The organism is Enhygromyxa salina (genome assembly GCF_000737335.2).
Taxonomy (GTDB): domain Bacteria; phylum Myxococcota_A; class Polyangia; order Nannocystales; family Nannocystaceae; genus Plesiocystis; species Plesiocystis salina_C.
On sequence record NZ_JMCC02000025.1, the window covers coordinates 1 to 20393 of the forward strand.

A 20393-nucleotide genomic window follows, 5' to 3' on the forward strand; every position below is an offset into this window, starting at 1 on the left:
TGGTTTCGCTCCGAGGGACCCTCGGACCCCGCCGGGCTCTCCGCCGGGCTCCCGACCGTCTCATCGGGGTTGGTGCTGGAGAACTACGTGATCATCGAGCATGCACTCTCGCCCGCCCTGGATTGCAGCGGAGCGACCAGCAACAAATCGTTTCGCAAGCGTCTTCGCTGCCCGCAGGATGAACCAGTCCACGAACGCGCCCGCTCGCCGACGCCTCCGTAGACCCGTTCACCACGGCCAGCGAAGTCTCAAAGGTTCGCCCCCTCGGATCGCAGCGGAGCCACCGGTTGCAACACGACGGCCCGGCAACCAGGGCTCCGAGGGTCCCTCGGAGCGAAAATTCACGGCGTATTAGACCCAATCGAAGCGGTGCCGGTCACTCGTACTACCAGAAGACCGACACGCCACATGCCAGCGGTGAGTGGTTTCGCTCCGAGGGACCCTCGGAGACCGCCGGGCTGCCCGCCGTCACCTCCACCCTCCGAGGGACCCTCGGAGCCCGCCGTCACCCCAACCCTCCGAGACCCTCGGAGACCGCCGGGCTGCCCGCCGTCACCTCCACCCTCCGAGGGACCCTCGGAGCCCGCCGTCACCCCACCCTCCGAGTGCCCGATTTAGGCTAGAGCGGCCCCCGACCCACCACGCGCTCGCCGATCTTCGCCCGGATCGATCGCAGTTCAGCTTCATCGAGGACGATCTCCGCCCCGACCACGCCATCGATGATCCCCAGTCGGGCCCGCTCGCGCAGGCGGTGCTCCACGCCGTACTCGTCGAGTCGATTGGCGAGGTCGAGGAGCCCGGCGATCGTCAGCTCGCGCAGGTTGGCGAGCGCGGTCACGCTGGCGGCCGACACCGAGAAGGTCGCGCGCAAGCCCTCGGAAAGATCGAGCGCGGCGGTGATCGACGTCGCCTCGTCGGCCCAGGCGCCTGGCAGCGTGCGCCGATCGTCGTCGTCGAGGTGCGCGGCCAGCCACACGTGACCGCTGCGATCCAAGCGGCCAAATTCGCGGGTGAGGCTGGCCGGTAACGCGAGCGGCTCGCGGCCTTCGAGTCGGGCCGCGACGGGATCGACGAAGCCGCCGCGGGCCCACACGAGCGTGTAGTCGTTGATGACCCATGCGCGCGAGCCATCGCCGAACACCAAGCTGGTGGCGCAGGTCTGGGGCTCGACAGTCCAGGGGGTGGTGCCGCCGTTGCGGGCGCGCAGCTCCGCCGCCAGGCAGTCCAAGGTCGCCTTGGTGGCGACTCCGCGGGCCTGGACGACCGCGAACCGACCGTCGGTTGGGTCCCGGGCCAGCGTCACCGCATAGGTGCGCTCGAGCGCGAGCTGGCAGTCGTCGAGGATCTCGAGGGCCTCGGACAGCTGTAGATCCGCGCGCAGGGCAGGGAGGAGGGCCTTGCCCGTCGAGGTCTTCGCGAAGCCGTCCACGTCGATCCCCAACACCGCCGTCGCCGTGCTCGGCACGAGCTGCGCCGGATCGGTCGGAAACGAGGGGCACGCAGCGGGCTCGAGGGTCGCGGCGATCAGCGCCCCAAGCAGGCAGAGCGTGTCGAGCGCGAGCATTCGAGCGATCCTAGCGAATTCGGCGCGAGTGAGCTCGGTCGTTCGCACTTTACAGCAGAAGTGGAATTGTCGTTCCAGAACCCTCGACGTCATTCCAGTCCTACTGGAACGCGTTCGATGCTCGGATTCGCTCTCGCAGGATCTCCAAGCGCGGGGTGAGTTGGTGGTCATACATGTGACATCAGCCCCCAGTCTGGCATCTGGACGGGTTGGGCCGCATGTGTGAGGTCTTTGGCCCAACCTCGATCGCTTCCAGTCCAGCAGGATCAAATCCGTGACCCTAGAATTTTTCCACTATTACTGTTGACCTGTTCCGTTGGGACTCGTACAGTATCCCTGAACTCGGGGATCATCCCGGTACGCCACGGAAGGTAAAAAAATGTTCTTCATCGCCGACATGCTGTTTCGCCGCTCTGCCCGCAACCGCAAACGCGCTCAAGAAGATGCTCCGATCCCCCGGGTCCGCGCCAAGTCGGGCCGCTCGCCTCGCGCTCGGCTCCATCAAGACGCTCTGTCCGTGCTCGTTTGAAAGTCGCAGCGGCCCGCTGGCTCGCTGCTCATGGACGAGCTCAGACGCCACGCGGAACCGCAGCCACCACGCCCCATGTCCTGTCAGGGGGCGGAAAAAGCCCAGCTCTAGCAGCTGGGCTTTTTCGTGGGCTCAGTCGTCGGCGGGGGCCGGATCTGTATCAGTCGTGGGGGCGTGCGCGCGGGCGGTCGTGGCCTTGAGCCCGCGACCGATGATGTACTGCTCGCGGCTGGCCTTGCGGGTGTTCTCGCACCTGTACGCGCGCCCCTGCTGGAACCGCGACTCGACCTCGTGCAGGAGATCGGCGAAGCGACCGCCTTGAAACACCTTCGCGCAGAAGTGCCCGCCGATCCGCAAGCTCGCCGACGCGATGTCGAGCGCAGACAAGAACAGATCCTCGCTGGTCGGGATGTCGAAGTCTTTGTTGCCCGTGGTGTTGGGCGCCATGTCGCTCAGCACGAGATCGAAGCGACCAAAGCGATCGACGAAGCGACCAAGGTTGAGCTTGGTGACGTCGCCGACGATCGTGTGCACGTTGGCGGGCAGGGCGATCTCGACGGCCTTGAGATCGACGCCCACCAACGTGGCCTCGGTCCCAGCTTTTTGCACGGCGTACTGCAGCCACGCGCCCGGCCAACAGCCAAGGTCGAGCAGCTGCGTGCCTGGCTTGATCAGCCGAAACCGCTTGTCGATCTCTTCGAGCTTGTAAATTGCACGCCCGGCGTACTGCTCTCGCTTTGCGCGGAGGTACGCCGGGTCATGTCGTGCCCGCTTGTCGCCGAGGCCCTTCCTTGTGGCCACGACAGCGGCCCTTTCAGCCCTTGGCGTGGCGGGCTCGGATCGCGGACTTGACCGCGTGTCGGAGCTGGACGTAGCCGTTTTTGCTGCCGGGAACCGGACCGTGAACGAGGATCAGGCCCTTCTCTGGCAGGACCTTGGCGATCTTCAGGTTCTGCACGGTGACGGTTGTGTTGCCCATCTGGCCGGCCATCCGCTTGCCCTTGAGCACGCGGCCGGGGGTCAGGCGACAACCGATCGATCCACCGTGGCGGTAGACCTCGTGCTGGCCGTGGGTCCGCTTCTCACCACGCATGTGGTGGCGCTTCATGACGCCCTGGAAGCCCTTGCCCTTGCTGGTGCCGGTTGCGTCGATCAGCTGGCCAACCTCGAACAACTCGAGCGCGATCTCGCTGCCGATCGGGTGCGCGGCGACGATCTCGGGGGCGACCCGGAACTCTTTGATCTTGCGCTTGGGCGTGGCTTCGATCTTCTTGAACTGGCCAAGCTTGGGCTTGGTCAGGCGGCTGGGCTTCTGATCGTCGAAGGCCAGCTGGATCGCGCTGTAGCCATCGCGCTCGATCGTGCGGTGGCCGAGGACGATGTTGCCCTTGGCGAGCAGGACGGTGACCGGGATCCGATCGCCTTCTTCGTTGTAGTACTCGGTCATGCCGAGCTTCTTGGTAAGCAATCCCATTTGGTGACTCATGGGTGCCTCCTTCGTTTGGCTGGGCACGTGCGGGGGTCGCATGAGCGCGACGGGGTTCGCAGGGGTGCCGGGGGGGCGGATGATGGTGGAGGGGAAGTGGCTCGTCAAGCTGGGCCGGGAGCGCGGAGCGCGGTGCTACTTGCGGCGGCGGACCAAGCCCAGGGCGAGCAGCGAGAGGGCGGTCCACGCGGGGGCGCGGCTGGGGGTGCCCGGCGCTTGGGAGCAGGCGCAGCCGGTCGCCGCGCCGTCGTCGTCGGCTGGGAGGCCCGTGCCCGCGGTCTCGTCGCCGGTCTCGAGGGTGTCGCCGTCGCCGTCACCGGGGTCGCCGTCGCCGTCGCCGGGGTCGCCATCACCGTCGCCAGGGTCACCGTCGCCGTCGCCGGGGTCCCCACCGATCTCGTAGGTTTGCGCGGCAGAGCAGCCGATGTTGCCGGCCTGATCTTCGGCGCACAGCTCGAACTCGATCGGGCCCGAGCCGGCGCCGGGGAGCTCGACCCGGAACAGATCACCGCCGATGAACCAGCCGCTGACCTCGGTCGCGGCGCCGCTTGGATCGATGCGGGCGAAGGCTCGGCGCAGGCGCGGGCCTTCGTCGGTCACGGTACGATCGCTGACCGCGAGGTGGGCAACGACGACTTGGTTGGCGGGGGCCGAGCTCGGGGCGTTGACGGCGATGATCTGCGGGGCCTGGCTGTCGACCGGCATCATGTCGTTGCCGAGGTAGACCTCGTCGGAGGAGCTGCACTCGCCCTGGCCCGTGACCAGATCCAGACGATCGTCGCCGTTCAGATCGCCGAACTCACCCCACAGGCTGCAGTCGGTCGGGCCGGGGAACGAGTTGGCGACGTGGGTGAAGTTGCCGTTGCCGTCGTTCTCGAGCAGGCGCTCGGGGGTCCCAAGCGAGATCACGACGCCGTCGAAGTCGCCGTCGTCGTCGATGTCGACGCAGATGACCCCGTTGTCGTCCTCGCCCGGGTTGCCGGTCACGCGCGCGCCGGTCTCGTCGCTGAAGTTGCCGGCGCCGTCGTTGATCAGCAGCTGCTCGGTGAACCCGCCGCCAATGTTGTCGATCCACAGGTCGAGATCGCCGTCGCCGTCGACGTCGCAGGGCGCGACGTTGTAGTGAAAGTTGCTGGTCGCGGGCGGGTCGATCGAGGTCTGGCTGGTGAAGGTGCCGCTGCCGTCGTTGAGCCACAGGGCCCCGGTCCCGCCGGTGTGGGCGTTGACGATTAGATCGAGGTCGAAGTCGCGATCTGCGTCGAAGAACTCGACCTCGTCGATGTCGCTGCCGCTGATCGACGCTGGGATCGCCCCGGCGAGCTCCTCGAACATGCCGGTGCCGTCATTGATGTAGATGTGGCCAAATGGCGGCCCATCGCTGGCGTAGCCGTCGGCCGCGAAGATGTCGAGGTCGCCGTCGCCGTCGACGTCGCCCATCCGGGCCGCGGCGCCCATCGGGTAGCTGTTGGGCAGGCGCAGGTCCGCCTCGTCGGTGAACACACCCGCGCCGTCGTTCATGAACAACACGTGGGGGCCGCCGGCTCCATCGGGGGCGTAGAGATCGGGGGCCCCGTCACCGTCGACGTCGCCGACCGCGACCATGCGCACGTTGCCAGCGTAGTTGCCGAGCGCGGCGGCGGAATTGTTGGTGAAGTTGCCGCTGCCGTCGTTGATGTAGAGCACCAGCGGCTGCGGGCTGGCGTCGCCGCTGAAGAAGTCGGCGTAGTTGGCCAGCAAGATGTCGAGGTCGCCGTCGCCGTCGAGATCCGTGACGCGCAGGTGATTGGTCCAGCAGCCCTGGCCATTGCAGGCTTGGGGAGCGAGCGCGCTGTCGATCCGATCGACGAGCGGGACCGCCTGTGCGGTGCGACTGACGGCCAGCCCAGTGACCAGGGCGAGCGCGGGCAGGCTCAGGGCTGCAAGTTCCATTGCAAGTTTGGATGTCGCCATCCACGCGATGGTAGCGGGCCCAGCAGCGGTGTCTATCAGGGAGAGTTCGCTGCCCACGGTGAACCAGTCCACGAAGGCGTCCGCAAGCGGGCGAGAAGCCCTCGCCCGAGCTGAAAGCGATCTAGACAGAAGCAACCGGCAGTCGCAGCAGCCTGCGGGTGTTGTCGGCGGCCAGCTTGGCCAGCTGCGTGGGCGTCTGATCCCGCAGCTGCGCCAGCGCGACGCAGGTGAACGCGACGTTGGCTGGCTCGTTCTTGCGGCCCCGCAGCGGCTCGGGGGCCAGGTAGGGGGCATCGGTCTCGAGCATGATCCGATCGTCGGGGACCCGCGCTGCAGCCCGACGCAGCTCGGCGGCGGTCTTGAACGTGGCGATCCCCGAGAACGAGATGTGCCAGCCAAGCTCGAGCCATCGCTCGGCCTCCGCGGCGGTGCCCGTGAAGCAGTGCACGACCCCAGGGTTGTCGCGCGGGGGGTGATCCGCGAGCAGGGCCCACGCGTCGGCGTGGGCGTCACGGATATGCAGCACGAGCGGAAGATCGAGGCGCTTGGCCAGCTCGACCTGGCGGGCGAAGCCCTGCAGCTGGGCCGCGCGCGGGGACAGGTCGTAGTGGTAGTCCAGCCCGGTCTCGCCGATCGCCACGACCTCATCGGCGGCCGCGAGCTGCTCGATCTCGGCGAGCAGCGCGTCGTCGAGGTGCCGGGCCTCGTGCGGGTGAATGCCGACGCTGGCGAACACCTGCGGATGCGCGCGGGCGAGGGTGACGGCGCCGGCCATCGTGTCCGGGCTGCAGCCGATGTGAACGCATTGCTCGACCCCAGCCGCGCGCGCGCGGGCCAAGGTGGCCTCGAGGTCGTCGCTCATCGGCGCGTAGTCGAGGTGACAGTGACTGTCGATCAGGCCGGCGACGAAGGGCGGGGAGGGTCGGGGTTTCTTGGAGTTCTTGCCCATGGGTTGCTATCGCCTGGTGGGGGGGCGGCGTGGACGAGGTGCGTGCCGAACCGCGCGGATGCCCGTGTCGTGGCTGCGGTCGGCGAAGCCGATCAGCCCCGAGCCGAACCGCCGGTTGGCGACCTGTCCAGACTCGACGATCGTGTACCAAGATCCGCCGCGAAAGCCGACGCCCATGTGATCTTGGCCGGGCCACGAGTTGGGGGCGTTGGGGGCTCCGGTCTTGGGATCCAGATCGCCGGTTCCGTAGTCACCGACGTACCGGCGCCCATGGTCCAGCCCCGCGGTGATCACGTACTCCCATAGGTTACCCGTCAGGCCCATCACGCCGTAGAACGAGCCGCCCGTCTCCTCGCGCCAGGTGTAGCTCTCGCGGCGGCGATCGATCGGGTAGGTGGCCTCGGCCGCGGGGGCAAAGCCGGTCACGCGGAACGCGTCGTCGGGGACCGGGCCCTGGCCGCCGTCGCCGCCAGCGAAGTGTCGCAGCGGCCCGCCGATGTTGGCGTTGCCCTGCACGATCGGCGCCCGGCTCTCGTCACCCACGATCACGTTGGACTCGAACAGCGTGGTCGAGCCCCACGCGAACTCGTCGGCGACCGGGCGCTCGGTCCCGCGGCAGGCCTTCTCGTACTCGAATTCGGTCATTGGCCGCAGCCCGGCCCACCACATATAGGCGGCGGCGTCGGCCCACGCGACCCAGTTGCAGGCCCGCTCGGGGCGCGTGCACACCCGGGTGCGCGTGGTTGTCTTGAACACGGTGTAGCGGTAGTCGCCCTGGCCGCCGTAGGGGTAGCGGATCGTCAGCTGGTGCGACTGCAGGTGGTTGAGGAACTCGCAGTACTCGCCCTGCGTGACCTGGTGCTTGAGGATGTAAAACGCGTTGTGCCCCTTGGGGAACGGGGCCGGGATGTCGTCGTGTTCGCCCATCTGGTGGCGGTTGTCCCAGCACAGCTCGCCGGGTCCGTGGCCAACGGGGATCGCGGCTTCCGAGCGCACCACGAAGCTCTTGTCGTCGCCCACGGCGCCGCTGCGGTAGAAGCACGCGGTCGGTCCGTCGGGGCCGTTGGGGTCGCCAAGGTGAAACTCGCCCTCGGGCACCAACACCATCTCGAGCGCGCCAACCCAGATCTTGAGGGGCACGCCGTCGCAGGGCGAGGTCGTGCGCAGCCGAAGATCTCGCAGCAGCACCGGCGGACCGCTGGCCGTCGCGCGGTCCGAGTCGAGGTGAATGAACACCCCCAGGCCGTCCTCGGAAGGTGAGATGACCACGCCGCTGCGCTGGATGTGGTCGTGCGAGTCCGGCGACACCTTCATGTGCAGCCAGCGTGTGTACGAGGTCAGCGTCGCGGGGGCGTCGTCGTTGACGGTCAAGAACGCAAACCCGGTCTCGACCTCGAGCTCGGGACCTTGCTCGATCATGCTGCGCTCGAGCCTGATCTCGCGCGAGGGCGCGGCCGGCTCGACCCGATCGATGAAGCTCTGGGCGAGGTCGAGGTTGAGGTCGTGCTTGGGATCGCCAGCCGCCGACTTGTCCGACGGCCGGTTCGCCAGCAGGTCGAACACCCGGCCCGCCGAGGCCTTGGCCCGAGCCAGCTTGCTCGCGCCCGCGCGACCCTCTGCGTTGTCGTTGACGAGCCGTTGAACCAGCGAATGCTCGTCCGCCACGCTCGCCACCTCGGCCGGGTTGTACTTGAGAAACACCCACGCGGCGTTCCAGAAGTTGCCGTAGCGAAACGGCTGACGCCAGCTGAGATCGAACACGACGTCGTAGCAGGCGCCCGGGTTCTCGATGATGCGCACGTTGGACACCAGCAGGCGACGCAGCTGCTCGGCCTCGGTGGCCACACGGCTGGGCTTGGTGATGTTGACCGCGCGGGGGATCGGGATCGATGACGCGCCCACCGGCACCTGATGGGGCCCCGTCGCCACGGCCTCCGCGTCATGGGGGATCCCAAACGCGTGCTCGGGGCCCGACGGCGCCCGAAGACTCGGGCCCGAGATCGACTCGACCACCCACGCGAGCTGCTGCGCGAACTCCAGGGTCATCCCGATCTCGAGGCGCACTGGCTCGGTCGTTAGCGGCCGACCGTTGACCGCGGTCCCATTGCGGCTCTCGAGATCACGGACCCACCACGACGCGCCGTCCCACCATATGATCGCGTGCTCGGCCGAGATGTTTGGGTTGGGGAGGTTCAGCTCGCACTTGCCAGAGCGGCCGACAATGGTTTGAGCGTGAAGCGGCTGGCGGTGTCCGGTCTGCGCCTGAACGAGGGTGGCCATGCGGGGGAGTCTACCGGCCCCACGAGGGAGCGCAGCAAGCGAAGCAGCTGGCTCCGGCAAACCGCGAGCCGGCCGGGGACATGGCGGCGACTACAGGTCTTGCTGGTACTCGGCGACGCCTGGGCGGTCGGCGAAGCCCGCGAAGGGATCGGGGGTCTGGCTGCACTTGAGGACTTGCTCGAGCACGGCGGTCGTCGCGTGGTTGACGAGCGGGATCGACAAGGCGGCGTCGATGAATTCGGGGTTGCAGTCGAACAAGAAGCCGGCCAGCTCGGCACCACACACGCCTGCCTCGACCGCGACCTCGAGGATGTCTTGGCCGTCGGCGTTGGTCAGCTCGCAGATGTCCGAGAACACCAGGTGGCCGGCGTTCTCGATCCCGACCAGGCGCTTGGGCGTGGGCGAGCCCTCGTAGCCGCTCTGGGTGTTCGAATAGCTGACGACGCCGTCGGCGAGGCCACCGAGCAACAGCGAGGACTCGAGCGCGGGGGTGCCGTTGACGGCCTGGCCCGAGGCCATTGGGATCGACACGCGGACCCCGGGCTTGTTGGCTTGGTTGGCGGCCGCGTTGCCGCCAGCGCTGTGGCCAGCAATGCCGACGCGGGACATGTCGAGCCGGCCAGCGAGGAACGCCAGCTCGCCGCTGGGGCTGGCCAGCGCGCCCAACACTGCGTCGGTGTCGCCGCTGAGGTCCTGCGACGCGCCAGGCTGCTGGCAGACCAGCGCCAAGGTGTCGCGCAGCCACAAGCCGGGGTGATCCGAGCTCACGACCACGAACCCGCGGCTGGCCCAGTGCGTGACCTGGGTCAGCGATTGGCTGCGCCACGACGCCGTACCGTGGATGAACACGACCACCGGGAACGGGCCGTTGTCGGCGTCGATCGGGAGCTCTGGGTAGCAGTCACACAGCGGCAGCGGGTTCTTTTCGTCCGTGATCTTGGCTTGCTCGGACTCCGGTAGCGCGTAGCGGATGTCGTAGGTGACCGGCTCGACCGCGGCCTCGCTGCCCCACTTGGCGGGGTACCAGATCTCGGTGGTCAGGCCGTCGACGACGACGGTCTTGGCTCCGACCGCCCAGGGTCCTCGCGCGGCTGGATCGGCGGGGACCTCATAGAAGCTCGCGCCGTCGCAGCCCTCGACCTGCGCGGGGGTGGGGCCAGGATCGCCGTCGCCGTCGCCGTCGCCGTCGCCAGGATCGCCGTCGCCATCACCGTCGCCGCTGGTCTCGCTCGCGTTGGTTGTCTCGCCGTCGCCGGAGTTGTTGGCACAACCAGCGAGCGTCAGGAGTGGAACCACGAACAGCAAGCAAGGGAGGCGCGCCATGACCCAACCTAGCAGCCCGCGGGGCCGGGCACTACGACTCGTTGAGCAGACCCTCGGCCAGGTCCCGCCAAGACGGCTCGGGTGTCCGCAGCCCGGCGATCATCACGGCGCGATCCAGCAGCGGCTGGATCGAGTCGACCTCGCAGGCAGCGACGCCAACCTTGCGCAGCTTCGGCAGCTCGAACAGCGGGCTCAGATCGTGGACAGGGGTGCCCGCCAGCTCGACGGTTCGCAGCGCCTGCAGCCCGCGGAGCGCACCCAGCTGGCGGACGCGGGTGTAGCCGATCGCAAGCCGCTCGAGCTGGGTCATCGCCGTGAGCGGCTCGATGTTGGTCAGGTGGGTGCACCCGCTCAGATCCAGCTCGCGCATCTCCACCATCGCGGCGAGCGGCGCGAGGTCGCTGACATCGGTGCTGCGTAGATCCAGCCGCGTGATCGCGCGCAGGCCAGCGAGCGGCTCGAGACGCTCCCAGCCGCCGTCGCTGAGCACCAACTCGCGCAGTTGCTCGAGCTGCGCGAGCGGCTGCAGGGCGTCGGGGCCCAACCCCGGGACGTTGGCGCGCGCCGACAGATCGAGGCTGCGCAGCTTGGCGAACCCACGCTCGAGCCCCGTCAAATCCCCAGCGAATCGGCGCAGGCTCAGGCGCCGCAACCGAGGCAGGTTGGCGAGCGCGGCGAGCCCAGGCATCGCGCCGCCTTCGATCTCCAGCTCGACGAGCTGCGCGAGCGCCTCGAGTTGCTCGAGCGATCCGAACGGCCGGCTTCCTTGCGAGAGCCGCACGCCCAACGCCGTGATCGGACGGTCGGTCAGCGCTTTGGCGATCGGACCCAGGCTGCGCGGCGCGACGCACTCGACCCTGCCCAGCAGCGCGGCGGTCGGTGTGGCGAGCAGGGCCTCGAGCGCGGGGCCATGGCGCCGGTTGATCACGGCCTTGGTCACGAACCCGCGGACCCATGTCAGCTCGAGCCCCGCTTCGGCGGCGGGGCCGAGCCAGCGCCGGTGGTCACGCTCGAACAGCTCGGCGGCGCGGTGCTCGAGCACCGATCGCTCGAACGGTCGCTCGCACGCGGCGGCGCGCTGCTCGAGCGCGATCAGTTCGCCGCGGCTGTCGCCTTCGGCGGCCAGCAAGTCCCCGAACACGGACCACGCGTGCTCGTCATGCGGGTCGTGGCGGAGCGCAGCCTCGAGCTGTGGCCGAGCCATACGCGCCCAGCTTACTCGCGCGGCGACAGCTGCAGCCAGATGCCGTCCTTGGTGCTCATCGTCGTGGAGATCTTCATGACCGGCTCGCGCCCCGGGATCGGCGCGAGATCCCAGCGTTGGACCAGCCGCGCGAGCGCCAGCGTGCCTTCGAGCATCGCGAGGTGCTGGCCAATGCACATGTGCTGGCCAAGCCCAAACGGCATGTACGCGTGGCGGGCCCGGGGTTGGTCCGAGCCCTCTTTGAAGCGCTCGGGGTCGAAGCGCTCGGGGTCGGTCCACGCGTGCGGATCGTGGTGGACCAAGTAGGGCGAGCACAGCACCGGGGTGCCAGCCGCGATCGGGTAGCCACACAGCTCGCCCTTGACCGCGGCGTTGCGGGGCAGCCAGATCCCGCTGGGGTACATGCGCATCGACTCCATGAACACCCGGCGCGTGCACGCGAGCGCCTTGGGGTTGGCGAGCGGAGACCCGCTGTCGAGGTGCGCGTCGGCCTCGGCGCGGACGCGTTCGAGCAGCGACCGATCACGCGCGAGCTCATGCAGGGACCAGGCGATCGCGTTGGCCGTGGTCTCGTAGCCGGCGACCATCAGCGCGACGCTCTCGTTGCGGATGTCGGCGATGCTGAGCCCGCTGCCGCTGTCGGGATCCTGCATGTGCAGCAGCATCCCGAACAGATCGTCGCCAAACTCGCCGCTTTGGACGCGGGTCTGCACGAGCGACCGGAGCATGTCGTCGATGACCGCGAGCTCGCGCCGCAGCCGGCGGCCTCCGGGCATCGGCACCCAACGGGGCAGGCGACTCGCGACCCAGCCCAGCGCGATCCGGCCGACCGCGTAGTCGACCGCCGCGCCGAGCTCCTCGAACTGCTGACGCACCACCGAGTGTCCGAACACCACCGACAACGCCACGCTCATGCTGATCCGCCCGCTGAAGCGGTAGACGTCGCAGGCGCCCGGCGTCAGCTCTTGCAGGACCTGCTCGAGCGACCCATGGACTCGGTCGGCCATGGCCGCGACGGCCCGCTGTCGAAGCTGTGGCTGCGCGGCCTGACGGCGACTTCGCCAGACTGGGCCCTCGGACGAGAGCATGCTGTTGTCGCCAAACAGCGGCTCCATCGCGGCGTAGAGCGGGCCCTCGCGCGTGAACACGCTGCCGTGTTCGATCAACATCTCGGACGCCGCGTTGGCATCGGCGGCGACAACGAAGGACGTGGGGCCGATCTGGATCTCGAACACCCCGCCGTACTCGCGTTGCCAGCGACGCAGGGCCCCGAACTGATCACGCATGAGCTCCCCGAGCGCACCGAGCGGAGAGTTGCCCCGGACCCGCGGGACCCCACCCAGGCGTGGCAGTGGCTTGGTGTTGTCGAGGACCGCCGGGGTTTGGGGTGCGCTCATGTGAGACTCGTGAGGAATTTTGCCCCAATGGGGCGTTGGGACCCAGGTGTTTTTACCATGAATTGATCTTTGGGACAGTGCAAATCCACATAGGGGGTCGATCCCAGATTAGTCTGCGCCCGTGAACCGGGGCACCAGCGGCGACGGATCGATCGCGGGCAAAAGCGCTCAGGACGACGGGCCTGACCCACGTCTGCGGCGCAACTTGGCGCTGCTGTGCGGACTGCGTGCCATGCAAATGGCGCTGTTTCCGATGGCGATCCTGTCGGTGTTCCTGGTTCGCCAGGTCGAGTTCGGCGTCACGCAGATCATGCTGCTGCAAGGCGTGTTTGGCGTCGGCATGGTGGTGTTCGAGTTTCCCTCGGGCTACCTGGCCGATCGCATTGGCTACCGCCGCTGTCTGATCATCGCGTTCGTGCTGTGGACGATCGCCTGGCCGATCTACGGCTACGCGACCAGCTGGGCCCAAGTCGCGGCCGCCGAGCTGCTGCTTGGCGTGGGCATGGCGATGATCTCGGGCTGCGACACGGCGCTGCTCTACGAGACCCTGCTGGCCGACGGACGCGAGCACGAGTTCGCGCGCTGGTCGGGCCGTCAAACCTTCTACGGACAGCTCGCCGAGGGGAGCGCGGCGTTGGTCGCTGGCTTGTTGTTTGCGATCGCGGTGCACCTGCCGTTCTTGGCCCAGGCTGGGGCCTCGGCGCTTGGGCTGGTGTTTGCGGTCGCGCTGGTCGAGCCGCACCGCGAGCAGCCCGGGTTTGGCGACAGCTTCGGCCAGATCCGATCGATGCTGCGTCACGTCGCCCGCGAGAACCCCGAGCTGCGCGCCGTGTTCTTGGCGGTGGTCGTGCTGGGGCTGGCCTCGTTCGTGCCGGTGTGGACCGTGCAGCTGTACGCGGTGGACGCTGGCATGCCCGAGACCTGGCTTGGGCCCATGTGGGCGATCGCCAACTTTTGTGTGGCGATCGCGGCGTTGCTGAGCCATCGCTTGTTCGGATCGCGCTCGGCTGCGCTGATCACCGCGCTGTGCACCGGGCTCGTCGTCGCCGGGTATCTGGGCCTTGGGCTCTCGCACACGCTGTGGGGCGTGGGCTTTTACTACTGCCTCACGGCCATGCGAGGGCTGCAACATCCGGTGCTCAGTCATCGCGAGCAGCGCCTGGTGCCCAGCCGTGATCGCGCCGGCTTCATCTCGCTGCGCAGCATGGTGTTCCGGCTGGCGTTCCTGGCCGTCGGTCCCGCGGTCGGCTGGGCCGTCGACAGCCATGGACAGCGCCCCGTGATGCTGTTGCTGGCGATCGGCTTTGGGCTCGCCGGAGTCTTGGCGACGTGGGCGCTGGCCCGGGTGCCAACTCAGCCCGCCTGATCAGCCAGCGCGATCAGCCCGCCAGATCAGCCAGCAGGATCAGGCTGATCCGCCAAGCCCAGTCGCGCCGCGCGGGCCCGCTGGTGGGCCTCGTAGCGCATCGGGTTGAACAGGTTGGCCTGCTTGTGGTGGTACCCGTGATAGTAGATGCCAAACCAGATCCGGTTGCCCACCCAGTAGTACCCATGGTCGAGGTTGACCGGGAAGAAGCCCTGCTCGGGCTTCGCCGCGTTGTGGGTCGACCAGTTGAAGTGGATCAGGTGAAAGAAGCCGATCACCGAGGCCGGCACGAAGAACACGAAGAAGCCGATCGGCCCAAGCAACACGTACCAGCAGGCGATCAGCACGATGTTGGTGGCGTAGCTGGTGTACGCCCGACGCCGCTCGAACTTGCGATTCTCTGGGGTGTCGCCGCCGTGCAGCTCGAAGAACTGCCGCTGCAGCTGGATCTCCACGTTGACGATCGTCTTGCGCAAGAACGCCCAGTAGCCGGGACCGTCTGGCGTGATCGGGTGGGGATCCTGATCGACGTCGTCGGAGTACTTGTGGTGCCGACGGTGGATGATCTCCCAGCTCGCGTAGCGGGTCAGCACCACGATCCCACACAGCTCGCCGACCAGCCGGTTGATTGGCTTTGGAAAGTTGCCGTGGCTGCAGTTGTGGATGAACACACTGCACAGGATCTGCGCTTGGATCGCGAGGGGCAGCAGCAGCAGGTACCACCAATGAAACTCCCGCACGGCGCCCTGCCAGCCGGCGAGGAGCATCAACGTCAGGACGACCGACGTCATCAATAGATACGTGCCGTCGTAGAGCAGGTAGAACGCCCGCCGCTGACGGAAACGGACCGAGGGCTGCGTAGTGAGAGCTGCGGCGAGTGCGGTCACGGGATCCTCTCGCGTGGATATCACAGCGACCGGGAGCCGTCGACAGCGTGCGTGATTGGCCCCAGCGAGCCTGCGCAGATCGTGAGCTGGCTCGCTCTCGCGGGCTGGATCGACCCAGCGGCCGCGGCCGCGGATCTGATAAGTCCCGATCGTGGCGGCCAGCGAGATCGCAGCGATGCCGGGGACCTTCTTGGTCCGCCGCCGCGAGGAGTGGCGGCAGATCGGGATCGTCGCGGTCTACTGGGGGCTGCTCGGCGCGATGTTCTTCGTGCCCGCGGCTCGCAACGTGTTCGTGTTCGCCGGGGCCTGCTACTTCAGCTTCCTCAACTCGGTGGTGATCCACAATCACATGCACCAGGGCGTGTTCCACAGCAAGCGGCTCAACCTGCTGTGGCGCGCGATCCTCAGCTTTGGCGCGCTGTACCCGGCCTCGGCCAACATCCCCGCGCACAACCTGGTCCACCACCACTTCGACGACGACGGCGACCTCGACTGGGCGGCGCCCGAGCACGTCCGGTTTCGCTGGAACCTGCTCAACCTGCTGCACTTCCCCAACGTCGCGGGGCCGCGGACCTTCGCGGGGGTCCAGCGCTGGGCCGCGAGCAGCCGCCACCCCACCTTCGTCAACCAGTACCGGCTCGAGACCGCGTTCGCGTTTGGGCTGACCGGTCTGTTGTTCGTGATCGACTTTTGGACGGCGCTGTTCTTCGTCGTCATCCCGCAGCTCTACGGCGCGCGCTGCATCTTGCGGATCAACCTGATCCAGCACGACGGCGCCGTCGTGGACAGCGAGTGGAATCACTCGCGCAATTTCGTGGGCCGCGGCTTCAACTGGATCATGTGCAACAACGGCTATCACACGATCCACCACAACCGCGCGGGCATGCACTGGTCCGAGCTCGCGCCGGCCCATCAACGCGAGGTCGTGCCGCGCATGGATCCGCGCCTCGATGAGCGCAGCATGGTTTGGTACCTGCTGCGGACCTACCTTCTGCATCCCCTGCGACCGGCGATCGGGGCTCAGGCAGACGCGCCGGCGGCCCAGGATGACAGCCTCGCGCCACGCGAGGCGCGACGCGCCGCGGCAGACGACAGCGCGCTCGCAGAGTCGACGCTGGCGGTGAGCTGACCCGTGTTCGAACTCGCTCGCCCGATCATGGCCGCGCTCGCGCTGGCGGTGTTTTGGATCCACGTGCTCCTGATCGCCGCGGCCGCGGGCCAGGATCTGCGCGACCTGGTCCGGCTCCGCCGCTTGCTGCGTCCGTTGACCAGCCCGCGCGAGGGGGTCGTCGGACTGATGCGCGCGACCGTCGTGCGCGGCGACGGGCCCGCGAACACGCTGGCCCGCAACGTCGTCGAGCAGGTCGGGCGCGGCAAGGGCGACGGAACGCTGTACTTCAGCGACGCCGCGCACCGCAGCGAGATCCACGGCGGCGCGCTCGAGCTTGGTGATGGCGCGCGCGTCGAGCTTGGGGCTGTCGCGAGTGACGCCGCGCTCGTCTGGCCGGACCTCGCCACCCGGGCAAAAGTGGCGGCGCCCAGCTCGAGCGAGCAGGTCACCCGGGCCGAACCGGAGGCCCGCCGCGCCAAGGGGTTTCAGCGGGCGGTGCAAGTCGAGCTCACCACCGGGCAGCAGGTCTGGATCGCGGGCAGCTGGAGCTCGCTGCCCGCAGTGAACCAGTCTACGAAGGCGTCCGCAAGCGGGCGAGAAGCCCTCGCCCGAGCTGAAAACACGCACGCCGGGAGCTGGCGGATCGAGCCTGGGGTCGCCGGCCAACTGTTGCTGTCTGCGATCGACCCGCGCCGCTGGCTGGCTCGCAAGTGCTGGCTGATCGTCGCGTTCATCCTTGGCGCGATCGCGGTCGCTGCAGCGTGCACGGTCGCCGCCCTGTGGCCGCCGCTGTTCGATTGGGTCTCGATGCTCGGCGCGGGCGCGGCCTTGGGCTTCTTCCTTGGCGTGCAGCCGGTGGGCGTGAGCCTCAACGAGCGGGTGCGGACACCCGACCGCGCATACCTGCGCGGGACCTGGTCAACCTGACGGCCTGCGAGCCGCCGAGCGGGCGCTGGCCTCGGCGGTCAGCTGTTCGGCGGCGTGGAGCTGGCGGCCAAGGTCGACGAGCAGCGGCGCTAGCGAGACGTCTCCGTCATCCACGAGCACGACGGTGATGCGCTGCGCCTGCTCGAGCGCCATGAGTGCGCGCGCAGGCTCACCGAGCGCGAGCTGGGTCGCCGCGATCGCGGCGTAGGTCGTGGCGACGCGCGGGTGCGCCTTGCCGTGAGCGATCTCGAACATGGCCAAGGCATCGAGCTGCTTGGAGAGGGCCTCGCGCTCAGCCCCGCGGGCGCGATCCAGCGCGGCGTAGCGGGTGTAGATCAGCCCCACTTCGGGGTGGGTGAGGCCAAACTCGGCGGTCGTGATCTTCAGGGCCCGCTCGATGTCGGCCTGGGCCTCCGCGTAGCGCTCGAGCGCGGTGTGGGTGACCGCCAGCTCGACCAGGATCTTGGCGACCTCCACGTGGTCACGCCCGTGCAGTCGCTCGCGGATCTCGAGCACCCGCCGTTGATCCGCGAGCGCGACGCGGTGCTGTCCGCGGGCCCGAGCCAGGCGCGCGCCTGCAGACCGCAGGGCGGCCTCGAGGTAGGGATCTGCGCCGATCCGCGCCAGAGTCGCGTGGCCCAGCTCGTACCAGTCACTGGCGGCGTCGACTTGGCCGCGGTCGACGAGCAGCTGCGTGAGCGCGGCGCAGGCTTCGACGCTGACCGTGTCATGGGCGCTGGCTTGGGCCATGAACACCGCGCGTCGCAGGTCCTGCTCCGCGCCCTCGAGGTTGTTGGACGCGGCGAGGATCTGCCCACGCAAGAGCGCGGCCTCGGCAAGCGATGGCTGCGAGCCATCGTCCATGAGCGGGAGCGTGTCATCCACGAGCGTGAGCGCCTGATCCACGAGCGTGAGCGCCTGCTGGTGGTTGCCAAGCTCGAGCAAGCTGCGCGCGCGTGCGAGCTGTTGGCGCTGCTGCTCGAGCGGATCATCCTGGCTTGGATCCTCGTACATCAGCGCGCCGCCGCTGATCAGCGCCGAACGTGCGCAGCGCTCGGGCGCCGGCAATTGCAACACGGCCGCGAGCGCCGCTTCGAGCCGCTCCTCGTTCTCGTGGATCGTCAGGGGATCGAGCGGATCATTGCCAAGACTCTGGGTCACGGCCGCGAGCGAGTGGACTTGCCGATCCAGGCAAGCCATGCGCACGTCGAACAGCACCAGCGACTGCTCGGCGCGGATCTTGGTGGCCTCGCAGGTGTCCGCGCGGGCCGAGAGCCAGCGGTTTGCCCATCGATCGAGCTCGCGCTCGATCTTGTTGCGGGTCGCGTTTGCGTGGGGACGATCGAGCGCGCTCAGCTGCGCGTGGACTCTTTCACGCACGCCCTGATCCCAGACCCCCGCGAGCGCGCGAGCTTCGCGTGGACACAGCTCGGCGTCGCTAGGGGAGAGCGTGCCCAGCAACAGGGCGATCGCACCCGCGCCGATGATCGTGAACAGCCCGCCCGCGAGCGCCCGGCGCCCCATCGTTGACTCCCACGACCACCCCGAGGACCGATCTGACAGCGCCGAGAGCAGGCTGTTCATGTCGGGGAAGCGGTCTTCGGGCGCGCCGCTCAGGCCTCGCTCGAGCGCGCGCCGAACGACCATGGGCACGTGCGCCTCCGATCCGTTGGCGCCGCTCGCTGATCCGCCTGGTGGCAGGCGGTCGCGTCCGGACACCGCGGCTGCCCCCTGGGGGCGCTGGCCAAACAGGGCCTCCCACAGCGCAACGCAGAAGCTGTATTGATCTGCGCGCGCGTCGGTTGGCTCGCCGCGCGACTGCTCGGGCGCCATATAGGCGGGGGTGCCGATGATCTTGCCGTGGCCCGTGACGAGTGACGACATCGAGGACATCGAGGCCCCCACCGTCGGGATCTCGGCGGTGCTCTGATCCAGCGCGCCCAGGGTCGCGTAGCGGCCGGTGGCGAGGGCCTCGGGGACCGGCGCGGCGAGGCCGAAGTCGAGCACGCGAACCCGCTCGTCGATCCCCACCAGCACGTTGTCCGGCTTGAAGTCACGGTGGACGATGTCGGCGTGGTGCGCCGCCGCCAGCCCGCGCCCAGCCTGCAGGTACTTGTCGAGGATCTCTTGCGGGCTGCGCCGGGATCGACGCAGCCAGCGGCGCATCGTCGCGCCCTCGACGTACTCCATGGCGAGGAACACCCGATCCTCGAACATCCCGACCTCATAGACCGGGACCACGTTGGGATGGGACAGGCGCGCGAGCGCTTGGGCTTCGCGGATCAATCGCGCCCGGCGACGTTCGAGCCGGCGCGGGTTCCGAGAGTTGGGGCGCAGCAGCTTGAGCGCCACCTTGCGACCGAGCGCTTCATCGAAGGCGGCGTAGACCACTCCAATGCCGCCTGTGCCGATCACCTCGATGATCCGATAGCGATCGACCTGGACACCGACCGACAACACGGTCGCGCTTGGCTCGTCTGGATCTGGCGTGGGTCGGTCTGGGGCGAGGTCCAACTCTGCGGGGGCATGGCGAGCGCGCACGGGCGCTCGCTGTTCGTGGCTGGCCATCACCATCAGCGTCCCCAGTATAGGCCCGAATCATCGCTGCAGGCCAAGGCGTCAGTCCGCACAAACGTCCGCAAGCCGGCGAAAACCCCCGCCTGAGCCGAGCGCTGGCATCGATCGACCTTCGTGATCAAACCGGGTGATGCGTTTTGCCCCGACGACAATTGTTGTCACTTTATCGTGTGATCCGCGGCTTCGTGTTCCCAGGCGAGAACGCGACCACGTCGGTGTGCGCGCCACCTGTCGCGCGACGGATCGCTCGACCTGTGTCACGCTCGCACGACACAGGAGCGACACCACGTGAGCGAGCAATCCAAACCACCGTCGAGCCCCGATCGCGTCGTCAAGGACGCGGCGCAGTGGCGTGAGCAGCTGACCCCCGAGCAGTACCAAGTGACACGCGAGGCCGGGACCGAGCGCGCCTTCACTGGCCGCTACTGGAACACCAAGACCGCCGGCACCTATCGGTGCGTGTGCTGCGGGGCGACGCTGTTCTCGTCCGACCACAAGTACGACTCGGGCAGCGGGTGGCCCAGCTTCACCCAGCCCGAGCCAGGCGCGCCGGTGGCCACGCGGACCGACGCCAGCCACGGCATGGTCCGCACCGAGGTGCTGTGCGGCCGCTGCGACGCCCACCTCGGCCATGCGTTTGAAGACGGACCCGCGCCGACCGGCGTCCGCTTCTGCATCAACTCGGCCTCGCTGGATCTCGACGAAGGCTGAGCGGCCGGCGTAGCGTGGGACGGGACCCTCCGCAGACCGGACTGCGGACAAACCCACGCTGCGTGCGCGATCATGGATTACAGCAGGACTGTAGTGGGCGCCTTGGCGACCGGACCGTGACGCGAGCGATCG

The 20393-nt window shown here is 68.4% G+C and carries 16 protein-coding genes; 5 read left to right on the forward strand and 11 right to left on the reverse strand.

Annotation, left to right across the window (positions count from 1 at the left end; genetic code table 11):
- Positions 1 to 222: hypothetical protein (locus DB30_RS41350; RefSeq protein WP_205632959.1), on the forward strand; the 222-nt coding region annotated here is incomplete at its 5' end.
- A gap of 397 nt (positions 223 to 619) precedes the next feature.
- Here DB30_RS41350 and DB30_RS10950 read toward each other — a convergent pair.
- The 9 genes from DB30_RS10950 to DB30_RS10990 all read right to left on the reverse strand — a co-directional run bounded on the left by DB30_RS10950 (position 620) and on the right by DB30_RS10990 (position 12682).
- Positions 620 to 1564: a hypothetical protein gene (locus DB30_RS10950; protein WP_052548344.1), complete on the reverse strand. Its 945-nt coding sequence runs from the start codon at positions 1562 to 1564 to the stop codon at positions 620 to 622.
- 661 nt (positions 1565 to 2225) lie between these two features.
- Complete coding sequence (locus DB30_RS10955) at positions 2226 to 2894, reverse strand: SAM-dependent methyltransferase (RefSeq protein WP_052548345.1); 669 nt, start codon at positions 2892 to 2894, stop codon at positions 2226 to 2228.
- Positions 2895 to 2907: 13 nt separating this feature from the next.
- Positions 2908 to 3567: a 50S ribosomal protein L3 gene (gene rplC / locus DB30_RS10960; protein ID WP_240480208.1), complete on the reverse strand. Its 660-nt coding sequence runs from the start codon at positions 3565 to 3567 to the stop codon at positions 2908 to 2910.
- Between the two features lie 147 nt (positions 3568 to 3714).
- On the reverse strand, positions 3715 to 5529 hold the full coding sequence (locus DB30_RS10965) for an FG-GAP-like repeat-containing protein (RefSeq protein ID WP_146658492.1): 1815 nt from the start codon (positions 5527 to 5529) through the stop codon (positions 3715 to 3717).
- 121 nt (positions 5530 to 5650) lie between these two features.
- On the reverse strand, positions 5651 to 6478 hold the full coding sequence (locus tag DB30_RS10970; RefSeq protein ID WP_052548348.1) for a TatD family hydrolase: 828 nt from the start codon (positions 6476 to 6478) through the stop codon (positions 5651 to 5653).
- A gap of 6 nt (positions 6479 to 6484) precedes the next feature.
- Positions 6485 to 8758, reverse strand: a complete 2274-nt coding sequence (locus DB30_RS10975) for an FHA domain-containing protein (protein WP_052548349.1) — start codon at positions 8756 to 8758, stop codon at positions 6485 to 6487.
- Positions 8759 to 8848: 90 nt separating this feature from the next.
- On the reverse strand, positions 8849 to 10081 hold the full coding sequence (locus DB30_RS10980; protein WP_052548350.1) for an alpha/beta hydrolase family protein: 1233 nt from the start codon (positions 10079 to 10081) through the stop codon (positions 8849 to 8851).
- Between the two features lie 31 nt (positions 10082 to 10112).
- Complete coding sequence (locus DB30_RS10985) at positions 10113 to 11285, reverse strand: leucine-rich repeat domain-containing protein (RefSeq protein ID WP_052548351.1); 1173 nt, start codon at positions 11283 to 11285, stop codon at positions 10113 to 10115.
- Between the two features lie 11 nt (positions 11286 to 11296).
- On the reverse strand, positions 11297 to 12682 hold the full coding sequence (locus DB30_RS10990; protein WP_052548352.1) for a cytochrome P450: 1386 nt from the start codon (positions 12680 to 12682) through the stop codon (positions 11297 to 11299).
- Positions 12683 to 12803: 121 nt separating this feature from the next.
- On the opposite strand from DB30_RS10990, the gene DB30_RS10995 reads away from it, so the two are divergent.
- A complete protein-coding gene (locus DB30_RS10995; protein WP_052548353.1) occupies positions 12804 to 14048 on the forward strand; it encodes an MFS transporter in 1245 nt (414 codons plus the stop codon).
- Between the two features lie 26 nt (positions 14049 to 14074).
- Here DB30_RS10995 and DB30_RS11000 read toward each other — a convergent pair whose 3' ends face one another.
- Positions 14075 to 14935: a fatty acid desaturase family protein gene (locus tag DB30_RS11000; protein WP_240480209.1), complete on the reverse strand. Its 861-nt coding sequence runs from the start codon at positions 14933 to 14935 to the stop codon at positions 14075 to 14077.
- Positions 14936 to 15086: 151 nt separating this feature from the next.
- Between DB30_RS11000 and DB30_RS11005 the strand changes: the two genes are divergently transcribed.
- Positions 15087 to 16064, forward strand: a complete 978-nt coding sequence (locus tag DB30_RS11005; RefSeq protein ID WP_240480210.1) for a fatty acid desaturase — start codon at positions 15087 to 15089, stop codon at positions 16062 to 16064.
- A gap of 3 nt (positions 16065 to 16067) precedes the next feature.
- Positions 16068 to 16973: a hypothetical protein gene (locus DB30_RS11010; RefSeq protein WP_052548355.1), complete on the forward strand. Its 906-nt coding sequence runs from the start codon at positions 16068 to 16070 to the stop codon at positions 16971 to 16973.
- Here DB30_RS11010 and DB30_RS11015 read toward each other — a convergent pair.
- Positions 16965 to 19541 carry a serine/threonine-protein kinase gene (locus DB30_RS11015; protein WP_165703703.1) on the reverse strand — a complete coding sequence of 859 codons (2577 nt, stop codon included), beginning with the start codon at positions 19539 to 19541 and terminating at the stop codon, positions 16965 to 16967. The genes DB30_RS11010 and DB30_RS11015 overlap by 9 nt on opposite strands.
- Positions 19542 to 19838: 297 nt before the next feature.
- On the opposite strand from DB30_RS11015, the gene msrB reads away from it, so the two are divergent.
- Entirely contained in the window at positions 19839 to 20261 is a 423-nt protein-coding gene (gene msrB, locus DB30_RS11020; RefSeq protein WP_052548357.1) for a peptide-methionine (R)-S-oxide reductase MsrB, read from the forward strand.
- The last annotated feature ends 132 nt before the right edge of the window (positions 20262 to 20393 follow it).

Coding starts and splice junctions, on each gene's coding strand:
- DB30_RS10975 (WP_052548349.1), bottom strand. CDS start 8,758: ATGGCCACCCTCGTTCAGGCGCAGACCGGACACCGCCAGCCGCTTCAC.
- DB30_RS10970 (WP_052548348.1), bottom strand. CDS start 6,478: ATGGGCAAGAACTCCAAGAAACCCCGACCCTCCCCGCCCTTCGTCGCC.
- DB30_RS10980 (WP_052548350.1), bottom strand. CDS start 10,081: ATGGCGCGCCTCCCTTGCTTGCTGTTCGTGGTTCCACTCCTGACGCTC.
- DB30_RS10950 (WP_052548344.1), bottom strand. CDS start 1,564: ATGCTCGCGCTCGACACGCTCTGCCTGCTTGGGGCGCTGATCGCCGCG.
- rplC (WP_240480208.1), bottom strand. CDS start 3,567: ATGGGATTGCTTACCAAGAAGCTCGGCATGACCGAGTACTACAACGAA.
- DB30_RS10990 (WP_052548352.1), bottom strand. CDS start 12,682: ATGAGCGCACCCCAAACCCCGGCGGTCCTCGACAACACCAAGCCACTG.
- DB30_RS10965 (WP_146658492.1), bottom strand. CDS start 5,529: ATGGCGACATCCAAACTTGCAATGGAACTTGCAGCCCTGAGCCTGCCC.
- DB30_RS11015 (WP_165703703.1), bottom strand. CDS start 19,541: ATGGCCAGCCACGAACAGCGAGCGCCCGTGCGCGCTCGCCATGCCCCC.
- DB30_RS10985 (WP_052548351.1), bottom strand. CDS start 11,285: ATGGCTCGGCCACAGCTCGAGGCTGCGCTCCGCCACGACCCGCATGAC.